Origin of the sequence: Rhizobium sp. BK060 (assembly GCF_014193145.1) — a bacterium.
Lineage (GTDB): Bacteria > Pseudomonadota > Alphaproteobacteria > Rhizobiales > Rhizobiaceae > Rhizobium.
Genome location: NZ_JACHYW010000007.1, coordinates 168,153 through 183,360, shown reverse-complemented (window position 1 = coordinate 183,360; position 15,208 = coordinate 168,153). Strand labels below are relative to the sequence as shown.

Below are 15,208 nucleotides of genomic sequence, written 5' to 3'. Positions count from 1 at the left end.
GGCAGAGACATGGACAACAACAAATTCCTGGTCGGCCTAATCGGTGCCGACATCCAAATGTCAAAGTCGCCGGCGCTCCATGAAACGGAAGGGCGCCACCTGGGACTTGATTACGAGTACGAGCTCGTGGACTTGATAGTGCGCGGATTGCCTCCTTCCGCGCTGCCAGATCTTCTGAACGAACTGGAAAGCCGCGGCTTTGCGGGAACCAACATCACCCACCCATGCAAACAGACCGTGCTGGCTCACCTGACGCGCCTGTCCGAAGATGCCGAGATGCTTGGAGCCGTAAACACGGTCGTGCTTCAGAACGGGGAGCGGATCGGACACAACACCGACTGGTATGGCTTCTACAAGAATTTCGAGTGCGGCTTGCCCAACGTCGCGAAGGCTCATGCTGTTCTGCTTGGCGCTGGTGGTGCTGGGGTGGCCGTCGCGCACGCTGCCGTGAAAGTTGGCATAGAAAAACTCTCGATTTTTGATCAGGACGAGCGCCGGGCCTCTACGCTCGCCGATCAGCTCAACGAGAGATTTTCAGGAGAGGTCGCAAGGACGGTCAGAGACGTCGGTGCTGCGCTCGCCGCCGCAGATGGCCTGATCCACGCCACGCCGACTGGCATGCGAAGCCATCCGGGGCTTCCGATAGATCCCGATTGGATACAGCATCGTCACTGGGTGGCGGATATCGTCTACATGCCTTTGGTGACCGAGCTCCTTGCACTGGCAAAGCAGAAGGGGTGCCGGACGCTCCCAGGAGGAGGAATGACCGTGTTTCAAGCGGCCGCGGCCTTCGAGCTCTTTACAGGCCTGTCGCCCGACACGGAGCGAATGTCGCGCCATTTCGACGAGCTGTGCCGAGTGACGGCCTGATCGGGGGGACTACTCCATGCCGCATATTATCATCGACTACAGCCGAGGCGCAGCGCAACGTATCGCCATCGACGAGTTGACCCGCGCGGTTCATCGCCGAGTCCGCGACGGTGGGCTGGTCAAGCCAACCGTGGTCCGCACGTTCGCCAGAGAAGCCACCGTCTCATGCGTCGGCGACGAGCATCCCGACAACCACTTTGTACAAATAATCGTACGCTTGGCCCCAGGTCGTCCTCCGGAGGTCAAACGAGAGCTGCTGAAATCGGTGCTTGAGGCTGCGCGTGACGTCGCAGCTTCCGCACTGGAAACCGGTCGGCTTGGGCTTCGCGCAGATCTCTACGAATCCGACCCAAACTTCGCGTTTCAGGACATAGCGTTCGCCTGATCCCGGCAACGCCTAACAAGGACAAATGCAATGAGCCTCATCTACGTTCTCAACGGACCAAACCTAAACCTCCTCGGCAAGCGCCAGCCGCATATCTACGGGCACGAGACATTGGTTGACGTCGAGGCGGACTGCCGAAAGTTGGCGTCGGAACTGGGGCACGAGATCCGTTTCCATCAAAGCAACCGCGAATACGAGATCATCGACTGGATCCATCAGGCGCGCGAGGACGGTGCTGGCATTGTCATCAACCCGGCCGCGTTCACTCACACTTCGCTCGCTATCCTCGACGCACTGAATACCTTTGAAGGCCCCGTCATCGAGATCCATATCTCCAACGTCCACAAGCGCGAGAGTTTTCGCCACCACTCCTTCGTGTCCCACCGGGCCGACGGCGTCATCGCTGGTCTCGGTACCGAAGGCTATCAACTCGGCATCCGCAGAGTTGCGACCATGCTCAAGACCGAGAAGAAGGACTGATAGCGATGGCGACCCGGGTCAAGCTGGCAGTCCTTGGGGCGGGGCTAATCGGCAAGCGTCATATCAATCATGTGATGGAAGAGCCGGCCGCAGAGCTGACGGCAGTTGTGGATCCCACACCAGTCGGCCAAGCAATCGCTAGTGAGGCTGGTGTCAGATGGTTCCCCAGCTTTGCAGACATGATGATTTCCGAGCGCCCCGACGCAGTCATCATCGCGACGCCAAATCAGTTGCATGTCCAAAATGGGTTGGAAGCCGTCGAAGCCGGCGTACCGGCGCTGATCGAAAAGCCGTTCGCCCACGATATCGCCGCCGGCGAGAAGCTTGTGCAAATGGCGGAGGCCAAAGGCGTGGCGCTGCTGACGGGACATCACCGCCGGCATAATCCGATGATGCAGAAAGCGAAGGAGATCATCGACAGCGGGACGCTCGGTCGGATCCTGATCGTGAATGCGATGTTCTGGCTGTTCAAGCCGGACGAGTACTTTGATATCCACTGGCGGCGAGAGCGTGGAGCGGGGCCGGTCTTCCTCAACCTAATTCACGACATCGACAACCTCCGTTTCCTTTGCGGCGATATAAACGCCGTACAGGCGCATGAATCCAACGCAGTGCGGAGCAACGCCGTCGAGGAAACCGCGGTCATCCTCATCGAATTCAAAAGTGGTGTTCTCGGTACTGCTTCCGTGTCCGATTCCGTTGTCGCGCCGTGGAGCTGGGAGATGACGACGGGAGAAAATCCCGCTTACCCAAAAACCGAACAGACTTGCTACATGATCGGCGGAACACACGGATCTCTGGCCGTGCCGTCGCTGGAAATATGGCGCAATGCCGAAAAGCGAAGCTGGACCGAGGCATTTGAACGCGACAGGGCAGCATTCGAAAACGAGGATCCGCTTGTCATGCAGATCCGTCAGTTCTGCAAAGTCATTCGGGGCGAGGAAGCTCCTTTAGTCAGCGCTCGGGAAGGCTTGGAGACATTGAAAGTCATTGAGGCCATCAAGCGGTCGGCCGCGATGGAAAGACGCGTCGTCCTTTAGCCAGGAGTCCCGGCAAGCGGCGAGAAAACGCATAGCTGTTTCATAATAGAATCTTACCCTGCGAAGCGCCTACGACTCAGTACGTTAGATAAATTTCAGAATGGGTCGTTGGTTCGCATCCCTTCAAGGCGACAGGTTCAGCTTGGCTCACTGTAGGTCACACGGCTGAGCATCTGAACAAGGGAAGGCGGAACACTCATTGATCGGCAATGCAACAGGCAGGGCCGGTTATCCATTCTCGCTAACTTGCTTCGCCATCATGCAAGGCACGATTTGCTTCGATTTCCTGCAGATGGTTCAGCACCCACATGGAGAGCTGTAACAGAGGGTCAGAGAGGGAGCGGCCGAGATCGGTCAGGCTGTACTCGACCTGCGGCGGTATGGTCGGGTAGACCTTGCGCCTCACCATCCCGTCGCGCTCCAAGGCTTTCAAGGTGCGGGTAAGCATCTGCTGGGAAATGCCGCCGATCAGCCGTTTCAGTTCGTTGAAGCGTCGCGGCCGCTCGGCCAGCATCGTGATTGCCATGACGGTCCACTTGTCGCCCATGCGGCCGAGGATCTCGTTGACCTTCCGGCAGCTCGGGTCGGTGCCCGGTTCATTGGGCGGGGTAGGCATATGCATGTGACCAGGCCTCGAAAATATGCGTTCTTGCGACGTTGGTGGTCAGTATATCATATCTAGTCAGTAAAATATACCATCTCAGGAGTATGTTATGACTGACAGAAAAACCATTGCCCTATTCGGCGCCGGTACCGGGCTCGGCAGCTCGCTGGCCCTGCGGTTCGGCCGCGAAGGCTATCGCGTCGCGCTCGTTGCGCGGCGTGCCGGGCCGCTCGAGGAGCGCGTGGCCGAACTCGCCAAGGCCGGTATCGAAGCCGCGGCGTTCCCGGCCGATCTCACCAATCTCGACGGGATCGCGCCGCTCGTGCGCTCCATCGAAGAACGCTTCGGCTCGATCGACGTCGCGATCTACGCCCCGGTGCCGTCGGACGCCGGCTTCGTGCCGGCGGTAGAGCTCGACGCGGGAAAGCTGCGGGCAGTGGCCAATATCTTCACCTTCGCGCCGGTCGAGGTGTCGCATGCGGTGCTATCAGGCATGTTGGCGCGCGGTAACGGCGCGATCGTCATCGTCGGCGGACTGACGGCTGTCGTGACGATGCCGGGAATGAGCGGTGTCGGCCCGCTGATGGCGGCGGCCCGCAACTATGCCTTCACGCTGAATGCCGAGGTTGCGGAGAGGGGCATCTATGCCGGCACGGTCAATATCGGTGCGTTCATCGACCGCTCGACCGGCCTTCGTGCCGCGACGGCGAACGGCATGACCCTCGGTCAAGAATATCCGGTGATCAACCCCGACGGCATCGCTGACGAGATTTGGGACCTCGTCAGCAAGCGCGACCGTCTCGAGGTCATCCTCCCGCCGCTGCCTTCGGCCTGAGCGGGTGGGGGTTATGTTGCAGATCGACCTTTACATCGAGATTACCTGCCCCTGGTGCATCATCGGACAACACCGGCTCGACAAGGTGCTATCCGAGCGCTTCACGGGTCTTGCCGCCGATATCAGGCATCACCCCGTTCTGATGATGCCGGACGCACGGCGGACGGGCTTTACATTCCGGACCTGCTTCTCGCCCGCTACGGCGTCTCCGATCCGAAGGCCGCGTTCGCGCGGCCCGAGGCCGAGGCCCGCGCCTCCGGGCTGGAGCTCAATCTCAGCCGGCAGCTCTGGACCTATCCGACACACGCGGCCCATGCGCTGATCCTCGCTGCGCGCGATCGCGGCACACAACACCCGCTGGCGGTGGCGATCTGCGCGGCACATTTCCTCGGCGCTAAGAATATCTCCGATGCCGATCTACTCGCCGATATCGCGGCGGACCATGGCTTTGATCATCTGGAGGGCCGCACGATTGCGATGGATCCCGCCTGGCATGCGCGCGTCGAGCAGGCAGCGGCGCAATCCGCTGCTGCCGGTATCCGCTCGGTTCCCCACTTCGTCTTCGGCGGACGCGTTGCGATCAATGGCGGCCGCAGCGAAGACGAGATCGCACTGGCGATAAGCGAGGTCGTCGCGAGCGGTTGAGAGGCAGGTGCGGCCTGACCGGATCGGGATCACTCGCAGGGTGTCGAGCGATGCTCATAGCCGAGCGTCTGGAGCAATCACTATTCCGGACGCTATCATTGCCCTAAGGGATTCTTTGACGGCCTCGAAGCTCGTGTAGCGGGGTTGATAGTCGAGACGCTGGCGACTTTTCTCGATCGAGTGACAGGAGCTTCGGATGATGTGGCCGCGGCTGTTTTCGGCATAATCTCCGAGGCCGAGGATCCATTCTTCGAAGGGCTTGTAGGCAAGGCGCGGCTCCTTGCCGAACCAGCTGAAGACCGTTTCGGCATAGCCACGCAGCGTCACGGCCTGTTCGGAGACGATGTTGAAGACTTCGCCGATGGAGGCTGCGCGATTGTCGATCGCCGCGATGATCCAGCGGGCGACGTCGTCGGCGTGGACGTGATGGACCGTCTCCAGTCCGAGGTTCGGCAGCACCAGTTCGTCGCCACGAGCGATCTGCGAAAAGATCTCCGGATTGGCATTGCCGATTGGGTTGATAGGGTTCCAGCCTTCGCCGACGATATGACCGGGCCGGAAGCAGGTGGCAGGAAAGCCGGCAACCCGGGCCTGGCGCATCAGCCAAGCTTCGCTCTCCGCCTTGCCCCTGCCATATGCATCGATCGGATTGGTCGGATCGGCCTCGGTGGAGGGCATCGTGAATAGGCGGCCGTAGACCCAGATCGTGCTGCAGAAGAGGTAGTGCTCGATCCTGCCGCGCAGCGCCTCGACCACCTGCTGGGTGCTGGCGAGATCGAAGGCGATCATGTCGATGACGATATCAGGCTCAAGGGCTGCAATCTTGGCGCCGAACTGGCCGAATTTTTCCTCGGCTGCGCGGTCGAGCGCGACATGTTCGATGCGGCTCCAGGCCTCACACGGGCGATAGGGCTTGGCGACGCCGCGGCTGACGTTGACCACCTGGTGCCCGCGCTCGACCAGCGCCGGCACCAGATAACTGCCGACATGGCCGCTGCCTCCAATAATGACGATACGTGACATGGCTCATCTCCTCAAAGCTCTATAAATCCCGGTGAAGCTGAAGCTAACACGCATTGCCTATCGCGATTAGCAGCCGTAAACTCGATGCACCTGTGAAATAAGCTCAGCAATGCCACGCGACCAGATCAACGAACTCACCGCCTTCCTTGCCGTTGCCCGGGAGCGCAGCTTTACCCGGGCGGCGGCCGAACTCGGCGTTACGCCCTCGGCGCTCAGCCACACAATCAAAGGGCTGGAGGAGCGGCTTGGGTTGCGGCTCCTGTCGCGGACGACCCGCAATGTGGCGCCGACCGAGGCCGGGGAGCGTCTGCAGCGGCAGGTCGGCCCGCTCTTCGAGCAGATCGCCACCGAGATCGACGAGATCGGCTCGCTGCGCGACCGGCCGGCCGGCACGATCCGGATCACCTGCACCGACGCGATGATCGAGACGATCTTCCGGCCGAGGCTCGGCGCCTTCCTGCAGAAATATCCCGACGTCCGCGTGGAGCTCGACATGAACTACGCACTGGTCGATATCGTCGCGGAGCGTTTCGATGCCGGCGTGCGGATCGGCGAAGCGCTGGAGAAGGACATGGTGGCGACACGGATCGGGCCGGACTGGCGCTTCAGCGTCGTCGGCTCGCCTGGTTATTTCGCGCGTCATGCGCCGCCGGTCACGCCACAGGATCTGCGCGAGCACAATTGCATCAATATCCGGTTGTCGGCCTCTGGCGGCACGCTGAAATGGGAGTTCCGCTCGCCCGAAGGGCGCGACATCAGCCTACGCGTGGAGGGGCAGGCGACGTTCAACACGTCCGGCGCCGCGCTCATCGGCGCGGTCGACGGGCTCGGCCTCGGCTGGATCCCGCAGGAATTTGCCGCCCCATATCTTGCGGACGGCCGCCTCATCGAGGTCCTCAGTGACTGGTGCCCCTCCTATGAGGGCTATCATCTCTATTATCCCAGCCGCAAACAGCACTCCCCGGCTTTTGCCGCGTTCGTCGACGCGATGTGTTATCGCGGGCCGCTTAGAAGCAGAGAGGCCGGAAATTAGGAAGTTCCGGTGTTGGCGAATTCGCCAAACGTTCCTCAGGTTTGGCTTCAGTTGCGGTACTGGTCTCCCAAGAAGATTGATGGGGGCAACTGCACGGGACGTTCGAACGCATAAGTATCAGTCTGTCGCAGCGATTCCGCGGTTCGATTCCCTTCGAGGGCGTTCCACCTGGAATCCTCGCCCAAATCATTTCTTCGGGATGGCTTTCGGTTTCGGTTGATACAGCCGCCGTTTGACTTTCGCGCTTAGAGCATTGCGGAGATCTTTGTCCACCATCGAAAGGTCGAACCATTCCGGATCAAAGTATCCACCGCACCAACGACTTGCGAAGTCGCCCTAGAACCCTGTTCAGTCTACTAGCTTCAATAGGTTGTGGGCTTTTGAAGTTCGGTGGAACCGCAAGCTCGGCCAAGTAGGCGCTCAGGTCAGTTCAGCGCGCTGCCGAACGTCCCCTGGAGGCAGGTAGGATCAGGGGATGAAAATTGTTGGCTTGTTTGTCTCCAAGACCCGCAGTGGCAAATCTTGATCTCGATAGAGACACTATGGCGCGTAGAATACAAATTCGTGAGGCGTGGCACGTTCTTCAATTCAACGCACAGGTCTTGGGTTCCTGTCCCATTAAGGTGGGCACCTTACGGCATCTGAGAGCCGGTCACGGCGACGTAAAGTGAATAGAGCGAGCGGGTTGCTGCAATAAACAGCCGGTTGCGTTTGGGGCCGCCGAAGGTGAGGTTTGCGACGGTTTGCGGTACGCGGATCTTGCCGATCAGTTTACCCGTCGGGTCGAAGCAATGCACGCCATCCCCAGCGCTCGACCAGAGGTTGCCGTTCACGTCCGTGCGGATGCCGTCTGGAATGCCATTGTCGATCAGGCAGAAGACGCGGCCGTTCGTGAGCCTGCGACCGTCGACCACGTCGAAAGCGCGGATGTGGCGTGGCAGGCTTTCGTCGTGGCTTGCTGCCGAATCCGCCACGTAGAGAATGGTCTCGTCGGGCGAGAAGGCGAGGCCGTTCGGCTGGTTGAAATCCGTGGCGACCGCCGTAAGCTCGTCGGTCGCCGGATCGAGCCGGTAGACGTTGCGGGTCGGTTGCTCCGGCTCCGCGCGATAGCCTTCGTAGTCCGACATGATGCCGTAGGTGGGATCGGTAAACCAGATCGTGCCATCGGACTTCACCACCACGTCGTTCGGCGAATTGAGCCGCGCGTCCTCGAAACGGTCGGCGAGCACGGTGATCGAGCCGTCGACTTCAGTGCGCGTGACGCGGCGTGTACCATGCTCACAGGAGACGAGCCGTCCCTGCCTGTCGCGCGTATGGCCGTTGGTGAAGTTGGACGGTTGCCGATAGACTGAGATGCCGCTCTCGGGCGTCCATCGCAGCATCCGCTGGTTGGGGATGTCGCTCCACAGAAGTTGGTTCGCGTCGTTGAACCAGACGGGACCCTCCGCCCAGCGGCAGCCGGAATAGAGTTCGTCGAGACCGGCGCTCGTCACGATCATCTGCCGGAAACGCGGGTCGTGAATTTCGTAGATGCTGGCCTCGGCCATGGCGGTCTTTCCGTTTATCGCATGCCGGCTCGGCGACCGCCGGCGAGCATGATGACGCTGATGATGATGAGGCCGGTCATGATGAGGCGGATGCCCGCGCCGAGCCCGTAGGTGTTGAGCATGGAGACGACCAGGAACATGAAGAGCGACGCGCCCCATATGCCCGGCACGTTGGAATCGCCGCCGGCGACCGCCGTGCCGCCGATCACGACGACGGCGATCGACATCAGGAGATATTCCGAGCCCATGTTGAGCGCCGCACCGCCGGAAAAGCAGGCAAGCAGATAGCCTGCGACCGACGCGAGCACGGCGCAGAAGAGGTAGGTGACGAAGCGCGTGCCGTCGACCGGTATGCCCGCCATACGCGCGGCCGGCATGCTCTGGCCGATCGCCGAGATCCAGCGCCCGTAGATCGTCTTTTCGAGCAGGAACCAGGCAAGGATCGAGATGAGGAGCGCGACGATCGCCACGTTCGGCACGCTAAGCGTGTTCGACGTCGTGAACTCCGCAAGCATGCTCGGAGGCTTGATGCGCAATCCCCGGTTCGTCCAGATCGCGGCGGACTGTACGATGAAGCTCATAGAAAGCGTCGCGATGATCGGCGGAATGCGTAGCGCCTTGATGAGCGCATAGTTGCAGAGGCCGACGACGAGGCCGATGACGATGACGACAAGAAGCCCGGGCAGGATCATGCCGTTTTCGACATTCATCAGCTTCAGCGCCACCGTGCCGGCAAGCGTCATGGTGGCGGGAACCGAGAGATCGATGTTGCCGGGACCGAGCGTGATGACGAACATCTGGCCGATGCCGACGACGACCGAGAAGGCCGCGAAGGTGAGAGCGGCCTGCGACAGGCCGAGCGTGCTGGCGCCGAGCGTCACGATGATCGTCAGGAACCAGACGACAAAGGCGGCAAGCCATGACCAGATCCAGGGTTTGCCGAAAAGGCGCAGCATGGGGGTCATCGGCGTTTCTCCCGCTTCTCGAGACGGTTCAGCATCAGGCGGAGCGCGAGCACGATGATTAAGATGGCGCCCTGAGCCCCGATCTGCCAGTCCGGCGAGATGCGTAGGAAGGACAAGAAAGAGCCGGCGAGCGTCAGCGTCAGCGCGCCGATGACGGCGCCGATGGGTGAGACGCGGCCGCCGATGAACTCGCCGCCGCCGAGGATCACGCCGGCAATCGACAGCAGCGTGTAGCGCAGCGCGATATTGGCGTCGGCTGAGGTGGTCAGGCCGACGAGGGCGATGCCAGCCAGCACCGCGAAGAAGCCGGCAAGGCTATAGGCGGCCGCGCGCGCCCCGACAATCGACCAGCCGGCGCGCTCGACCGAGCGCTGGTTGCCGCCGATGCCCCGGATCAGCACGCCGAGCGAGGACCGCATGACAACGAGGTGGGCGACGGCGGCGATGACGATGCTGGCGACGATCGCCATCGGCGCTAGCGGCGGCTTGACGGTCATCAGCCAGCGCACCCAGTCCGGCGCCTGCCCGCCGGGTGCCGGCAGCAGCAGTACGGCAAGGCCGCCCCATACGAAACTCATGCCGAGGGTCACGACAATGGACGGCAGGTTGCGCAGATGGATGACAACGCCGAGCGCCGCATAGGTCGCGATCGCGCCGGCAAGGATTACAATGCCGGTCACGGGGGCATCCCGCAGAAAGGTCGCGGTGACGCAGGCGATGAAGCTGACGAAGGTTCCCATCGAAAGATCGAGATCGTTCACCGCCATCACGAGCATCTGGGCGACCGTCGCAAGCGCGATGGGCACAGCCAGGTTAAACAGCAGGTTAAGCCCGACATAGCTCATGGCGCGCGGCTGCAGCCAGAAGACGGCGGCGAGCAGCAGCGTCAGCGACAGGGCGGGAATGGCAAGACGCATGGCGTCGGACGAGAGCCGGAACGTCATGCGGCGACCCCCTCGAAGGAGGCGGCGATGATGTTCTTCTCATTGACGGCGTCGCCGACGAGTTCGGCCGTGATCCTGCCTTCTCGGAACACGTAGACGCGGTCGCAGAGGCGGACCTCGTCCATTTCCGTCGAGTACCAGATGAAGGTGCGGCCGCGCGCCGCTTCCTCGCGGATGATCGCGTAGACCTCCTGCTTGGTCCCGACGTCGACGCCGCGCATCGGATCGTCCATCAGGACGATCGGTGCGCGCGTCGAAAGAGCGCGTGCGAAGAGCACCTTCTGCTGGTTACCGCCGGAAAGTGACAGGATGCGGTTGTCCATATCGGGCGTGCGGATCTCGATCCGCCGCTTCCAGTCGGCGGCTTTTGTCTCCTCTTCTCTCACGAGAATGACGCCGCGCCGGGACAGGTCGCCGAGCGAGGCGATGGAGAAGTTGCGCAGGATGCTCCACAGTTCCAAGACGCCGTTGAGGCGGCGATCGCCGGCGACGAAGGTGACCTGCGGATCGCGCGCAGGCAGCCAGTTGCCGGACTGGGCGGCATGCAGGGCGAGCAGGAGCTCGGTCTGCCCGTGGCCCGCAAGACCCGTCAGTCCGATGATCTCACCCTTGCGCGCTGTGAACGAAAGGCCTGCGGCCTGATGGGACAGGATAAGCGGAGCGGTGGACTGTTCGCGCGCCGAAGCCTGCCCGGTCTCCTCTTTCGCAACGGTGCCCATGGCTTCCACGAGGCCGTGATGATCGAAGCCGTGCGCCGGACGTTCGGCTGCGACGCGGCCGTCCTTCATGACGACGATGCGGTCGGAGGTTTCGAGGATCTCGTGCAGGATATGCGATATGAAGATGACGGACCCGCCCGCGGCGATGAAGCGGCGGACATGGTCGAGCATCTGGCGAGCAAGGCTTGCGTCGAGCGACGAGGTCGGTTCGTCGAGGATCACCAGCCGCGGCGCAATGCCGGCATCGGAAAAGGCCATGGCGATCTCGACCATCTGCCGCTCGGCGATCGAAAGATCTCCCACGGCCCGACTGCTGTCGATGCCGTGGTTGGGAAACACGGTATCGAGGCTCTTCTCGATGATTTTTGCCGCGCGCCTCCGCCAGCCGAAGCCACCGAGATGGCGATGCATGATGCGCGTATTCTCGACGATGGAGAGGTTGGCGCAGAGCGAAAGTTCCTGGAAGACGCAGCGCACGCCGCGGGCTCGCGCCACGTTGATGCCGTAGCGCTCCAGCGGCTCACCGTCGCTGGCGATGCTTCCTTCGTGCGGTGTGAGGCCGCCGTTGATCACGCTGACGATCGTGGACTTGCCAGCTCCATTGTGTCCGACGAGCCCGACGCATTCGCCCGGCATGACGCGAAGCGTGACGCCGTCGAGTGCCCTGACCGCGCCGAAGCTCACCTTGGCGCCATCGACCGCGATCACCGCCTTCAAAACGTCATTCATGCTGCCCGCCACATCTGCTTGCAAAAATGCCGCGCAGCCATTTGCGGCACGCGGCAGTCGCCGGGAGATTTACTTTGCCGACTCGATGACTTTGATTGCGTCCGCCTGCGTGTATTCCACGTTGGCGACGCCGCCGGCCTGCGTATTGGCGAGGTTCGTTTCGAGATTGTCCTGGTCGATGCGCAGGAAGGGCACGACGAGGTCCTTCTTGACCTGCTTGCCGTCAAGGATCTGCTGGGCGACCCAGAAGGCGAGCGTGGAGACACCGGGTGCAATGGACACGGACATGGTCTCATAGCCCTTCGCGTCCTTCTGCTCCTTCCACCACTTCAGTTCATCTTCGCGGTTGCCCATGACAATAATCGGCATCTTCCGGTCGGTCGCGGCAATCGCCTGTGCGGCACCATAACCGTCGCCGCCCTGCGTCACCACGCCGACGATATCGGGCAGGCTCGGCAGGATGCCTGCAACCGCCTTCTGCGCCACGTCCTGCGCCCAGTCTCCGTGAACGGAACCGACAACCTTGAACTGCGGGAACTGCTTGGCGCCCTCGTGAATGCCCGCCGAGATCTCGTCGTCGACGAAGACACCAGCAAGGCCGCGGATCTCGAGCAGGTTGCCACCGTCCGGGAGTTTTTTCGATAAGTATTCCACCTGGCTGCGGCCCATTTCCTTGAAGTCGACGGCGATGCGCCAGGCGCAGGGTTCCGTCACGATGCCGTCGAAGGAAACGACGGTGATGCCGGCGTCGCAGGCTTCCTTGACCGCGCCGTTTAGCGCCGTCGGCGAGGCGGCGTTCAGCACGATCGCGTCATAGCCCTGCAGAATCATGTTCTGGATCTGCGCGGCTTGTTCCGTCGCCTGGTTCTCGGCGGTGGTGAAAGGATCGGCGCTGGCAACGACGCCGGTCTTGACGGCTTCACCCGTCACCTTGCCCCAGCTCGTCAGCATCGCCTGGCGCCAGGAGTTGCCGGCATAGTTGTTGGAAAGGGCGATTTTCTTGGCCGACGTGTCGGCAAAGGCGGAAATGGGCATCGCGGCGCAAGCGATAGCGGCCGATGCCAGAAGCATCTTACGAATTGTCATGTCTTCCTCCCTCATGATCGCGCCGGTCGGCGGATCGCTTCACTCCTGCCTCGCCCAATCGGGTTCGAGTGAAAATTGTTCTTGCACTGAGCATCCTCCTCTCAGTAAGGGCAGGATGCGGGAGATCGACCGGCCTGTACAGGGGCAAGGCGGCAAGTCGTTTGCGGGTTTTGCCTAACAAGCTGCGGGTTTACGCAAGACGGCGGCGCTTCCGCTGGCGCTTACTGCGAAGCGATCGCGGCGGGTTGAGGAGCCTGCCATCTCGGGGAGGAACTGACGATGCTGCATCTCGCACCCGCAGCCATGTTCGACCACTATCTCGGCATTTCCCGGCTGCTCGCGGGCCAGCTAGACTTCCGCTCGGCCATCCGTTCCGTCGCGGCCGAGGTCGCCCATATCATCCCGCACGACCATCTCGATGTCTGTGTGCTGCTTGAGGACGGTAACTATCACACGGCCTACGAGACTGGCATCGAGACCGCCTGGGGCGACCTTGCTGGTGCGCCTGTGGTCAACAGCCCCATCCGCTCGCTGCTCTGGGGCGAGGTGGACTTTCTCCTGGCGGAAGACGCCATGACGGACCCGCGTTTCCACTTCGAGGGCGCATTCAAGCGGCCGATCGTCGAACAGTCGCTGAGGAGCCGTTTGCATGTACCGATGAAGGTGCAGGGCACGATCATCGCGGCGCTCTCCTGTTCATCGCAAAGGGCGAGCGTCTATACAATGGAGGATATCGAACGCGCCCGCATCATCGCCGACCTGCTGACGCCCTATTTCTTCGCGCTGCAGGCGGCTGAGCAGGCCCAACGGTCGGCCATCGTGGAGGCGGAGGCGCGCGCCCGCGAGGAGGGGTTGCGGCAAGGCGCGCTGAAGCTTACCGAAGCACTGGAGCAGGAGCGTCAGCGGATCGGCATGGACCTGCACGACCAGACGCTCGCCGACCTGACACGGCTCGCCCGCCGGATCGATCGGCTGTCGCGCAACGGCGAGGTTGCGCCCGAGGCGCTGGAGCCCGTGTCACGTTCTCTCCAGCATTGCATGCAGGATCTGCGGCAGATCATCGAGCAGGCAAAACCCTCCGTGCTGCAGCTCTTCGGCCTTTCCCAAGCGATCGAGCATCATCTGGACCGATCGACCCGCGACACGGGATCGGGCATCGAATGGGGCCTCGTCGACGAGACGAATGGCGCGCTGGAGCGACTGGAGCCGACCGTCAGCATTGCCTTATTCCGGATCGCGCAGGAGGCGATCAACAATGCGGTGCGTCATGCCGCCCCCCTGGCTATCATGGTGCGGCTCGGGGCCGACGACGAACGGCTGTCGATCGAAGTCTCCGATGACGGGACCGGGCTCGCCAAGGCGCGGGGACGGATTGGCGGAGGCATCGACAACATGAAGACCCGTGCGCGGCTGATCTCGGCGCGCTTCACGACCGGGCCAGGTCACAACAATCGCGGGACTGTTGTGCGGGTCGTGCTGCCGCTCGTGCCGCACGACCCGGCGAGCGGGCCAAACTGAGGAGAGGGGCATGATGAAGGTTCTGATCGTCGAGGACGACCCGCTGCACCGGTCCTATCTGCACGAGGCGGTCAACGCTGCCCTGCCAGAATGCGACACGGTGATCGAGGCGGAGAACGGAACCGTCGGCGAGAAGCTTGCCCGCGACCACAAGTCGGCGCATATCGTCATGGACCTGCAGATGGCCAGCCGCAACGGCATCGAGGCGGCGCGCACGATCTGGAAGGAGCGGCCGGAGACCCGCATCCTGTTCTGGTCGAATTACTCGGACGAGGCCTATGTGCGCGGCGTCTCCCGCATCGTGCCGGACGGCGCCGCCTATGGCTATGTGCTCAAATCTGCCTCCGACGAGCGGCTGAAGCTTGCGCTACGCTCGATCTTCATCGAGAGCCAGTGCGTCATCGACCGCGAGGTGCGGGGCCTGCAGCAAAAGAGCCTCGGCCAGACGAACGGCTTCACCGATTCCGAATACGAGATCCTCGTCGATATCGCGCTGGGTCTCACGGACCGGGCCATCGCCAAACGTCGGAGCCTCTCGCTGCGCAGCGTGCAGAACCGCTTGCAGCAACTCTACGACAAGCTCGACGTCTACCAGAGCGCCGGCGATGACCATGAGGACGGCCGCTTCAATCTCCGCGCCCGCGCCGTCACCGTCGCTTTCCTGCGCAAACTCCTGAACTACAGCGCTCTGGAGCGGGCTGAGGCAGAACTGCAGGAGTGGCTTGACGGAAAGTAGTCCCCGAAGCTGCTTTCACGCGCAGCTTCGGGTCGTGGCCGCCGTTGCA

General features: G+C 62.2%; 17 protein-coding genes and 1 pseudogene. 10 read left to right on the top strand and 8 right to left on the bottom strand.

Annotated elements, in window-relative coordinates; genetic code table 11:
* The first annotated feature begins 9 nt into the window (after nucleotides 1–9).
* From FHT71_RS10245 to FHT71_RS10230, 4 genes are read left to right on the top strand one after another with little or no spacing between them, the layout of a single operon-like run.
* Nucleotides 10–870, top strand: coding sequence for a shikimate dehydrogenase (locus tag FHT71_RS10245; RefSeq protein WP_132591299.1), 861 nt, complete (start codon nucleotides 10–12; stop codon nucleotides 868–870).
* Between the two features lie 16 nt (nucleotides 871–886).
* Nucleotides 887–1,255, top strand: coding sequence for a 5-carboxymethyl-2-hydroxymuconate Delta-isomerase (locus FHT71_RS10240; RefSeq protein ID WP_132591301.1), 369 nt, complete (start codon nucleotides 887–889; stop codon nucleotides 1,253–1,255).
* Nucleotides 1,256–1,285: 30 nt separating this feature from the next.
* Nucleotides 1,286–1,735, top strand: a complete 450-nt coding sequence (gene aroQ, locus FHT71_RS10235; protein WP_132591303.1) for a type II 3-dehydroquinate dehydratase — start codon at nucleotides 1,286–1,288, stop codon at nucleotides 1,733–1,735.
* 5 nt (nucleotides 1,736–1,740) lie between these two features.
* Nucleotides 1,741–2,775, top strand: a complete 1,035-nt coding sequence (locus FHT71_RS10230) for a Gfo/Idh/MocA family oxidoreductase (protein WP_132591304.1) — start codon at nucleotides 1,741–1,743, stop codon at nucleotides 2,773–2,775.
* A 241-nt stretch (nucleotides 2,776–3,016) separates the two neighbouring features.
* Here FHT71_RS10230 and FHT71_RS10225 read toward each other — a convergent pair whose 3' ends face one another.
* A complete protein-coding gene (locus tag FHT71_RS10225; RefSeq protein WP_007787828.1) occupies nucleotides 3,017–3,397 on the bottom strand; it encodes a helix-turn-helix domain-containing protein in 381 nt (126 codons plus the stop codon).
* Between the two features lie 91 nt (nucleotides 3,398–3,488).
* Between FHT71_RS10225 and FHT71_RS10220 the strand changes: the two genes are divergently transcribed.
* Genes FHT71_RS10220 through FHT71_RS32325 form a run of 3 tightly spaced genes read left to right on the top strand, consistent with a single transcriptional unit; the run spans nucleotide 3,489 to nucleotide 4,859 of the window.
* Nucleotides 3,489–4,214 carry an SDR family NAD(P)-dependent oxidoreductase gene (locus FHT71_RS10220; protein ID WP_132591305.1) on the top strand — a complete coding sequence of 242 codons (726 nt, stop codon included), beginning with the start codon at nucleotides 3,489–3,491 and terminating at the stop codon, nucleotides 4,212–4,214.
* A 13-nt stretch (nucleotides 4,215–4,227) separates the two neighbouring features.
* Nucleotides 4,228–4,536 carry a DsbA family protein gene (locus tag FHT71_RS32330; protein WP_348632825.1) on the top strand — a complete coding sequence of 103 codons (309 nt, stop codon included), beginning with the start codon at nucleotides 4,228–4,230 and terminating at the stop codon, nucleotides 4,534–4,536.
* On the top strand, nucleotides 4,476–4,859 hold the full coding sequence (locus tag FHT71_RS32325; RefSeq protein ID WP_348632826.1) for a DsbA family protein: 384 nt from the start codon (nucleotides 4,476–4,478) through the stop codon (nucleotides 4,857–4,859). Before FHT71_RS32330 ends, FHT71_RS32325 begins: the two co-directional genes overlap by 61 nt.
* A gap of 54 nt (nucleotides 4,860–4,913) precedes the next feature.
* Here the strand turns inward: FHT71_RS32325 and FHT71_RS10210 are convergent, their stop codons facing one another.
* Nucleotides 4,914–5,882 carry an NAD-dependent epimerase/dehydratase family protein gene (locus FHT71_RS10210; RefSeq protein WP_007787834.1) on the bottom strand — a complete coding sequence of 323 codons (969 nt, stop codon included), beginning with the start codon at nucleotides 5,880–5,882 and terminating at the stop codon, nucleotides 4,914–4,916.
* Between the two features lie 109 nt (nucleotides 5,883–5,991).
* On the opposite strand from FHT71_RS10210, the gene FHT71_RS10205 reads away from it, so the two are divergent.
* On the top strand, nucleotides 5,992–6,915 hold the full coding sequence (locus FHT71_RS10205) for a LysR family transcriptional regulator (protein WP_132591307.1): 924 nt from the start codon (nucleotides 5,992–5,994) through the stop codon (nucleotides 6,913–6,915).
* Between the two features lie 186 nt (nucleotides 6,916–7,101).
* Here the strand turns inward: FHT71_RS10205 and FHT71_RS31585 are convergent.
* From FHT71_RS31585 to FHT71_RS10180, 6 genes and pseudogenes are all read right to left on the bottom strand, one after another.
* Nucleotides 7,102–7,236 (bottom strand): annotated as a pseudogene (locus tag FHT71_RS31585) (plasmid pRiA4b ORF-3 family protein); the annotation flags it as partial.
* Between the two features lie 311 nt (nucleotides 7,237–7,547).
* The gene (locus FHT71_RS10200) at nucleotides 7,548–8,462 is read right to left on the bottom strand and encodes an SMP-30/gluconolactonase/LRE family protein (protein WP_132591309.1); all 915 of its coding nucleotides are present in this window, start codon (nucleotides 8,460–8,462) and stop codon (nucleotides 7,548–7,550) included.
* Between the two features lie 14 nt (nucleotides 8,463–8,476).
* Nucleotides 8,477–9,427, bottom strand: a complete 951-nt coding sequence (locus FHT71_RS10195; protein WP_132591311.1) for an ABC transporter permease — start codon at nucleotides 9,425–9,427, stop codon at nucleotides 8,477–8,479.
* Nucleotides 9,424–10,371 (bottom strand): ABC transporter permease, encoded by a 948-nt coding sequence (locus FHT71_RS10190; RefSeq protein ID WP_132591313.1) that lies wholly within the window; start codon nucleotides 10,369–10,371, stop codon nucleotides 9,424–9,426. Before FHT71_RS10190 ends, FHT71_RS10195 begins: the two co-directional genes overlap by 4 nt.
* Nucleotides 10,368–11,819, bottom strand: a complete 1,452-nt coding sequence (locus FHT71_RS10185; RefSeq protein ID WP_132591315.1) for a sugar ABC transporter ATP-binding protein — start codon at nucleotides 11,817–11,819, stop codon at nucleotides 10,368–10,370. The genes FHT71_RS10190 and FHT71_RS10185 overlap by 4 nt, the downstream gene beginning before the upstream one ends.
* A 69-nt stretch (nucleotides 11,820–11,888) precedes the next feature.
* On the bottom strand, nucleotides 11,889–12,905 hold the full coding sequence (locus FHT71_RS10180) for an ABC transporter substrate-binding protein (protein WP_132591317.1): 1,017 nt from the start codon (nucleotides 12,903–12,905) through the stop codon (nucleotides 11,889–11,891).
* Between the two features lie 279 nt (nucleotides 12,906–13,184).
* Here FHT71_RS10180 and FHT71_RS10175 point away from each other — a divergent pair, with 279 nt between their 5' ends.
* A complete protein-coding gene (locus FHT71_RS10175) occupies nucleotides 13,185–14,423 on the top strand; it encodes a sensor histidine kinase (protein WP_132591319.1) in 1,239 nt (412 codons plus the stop codon).
* 13 nt (nucleotides 14,424–14,436) lie between these two features.
* On the top strand, nucleotides 14,437–15,159 hold the full coding sequence (locus tag FHT71_RS10170) for a response regulator transcription factor (RefSeq protein WP_132591427.1): 723 nt from the start codon (nucleotides 14,437–14,439) through the stop codon (nucleotides 15,157–15,159).
* Nucleotides 15,160–15,208: the final 49 nt, after the last annotated feature.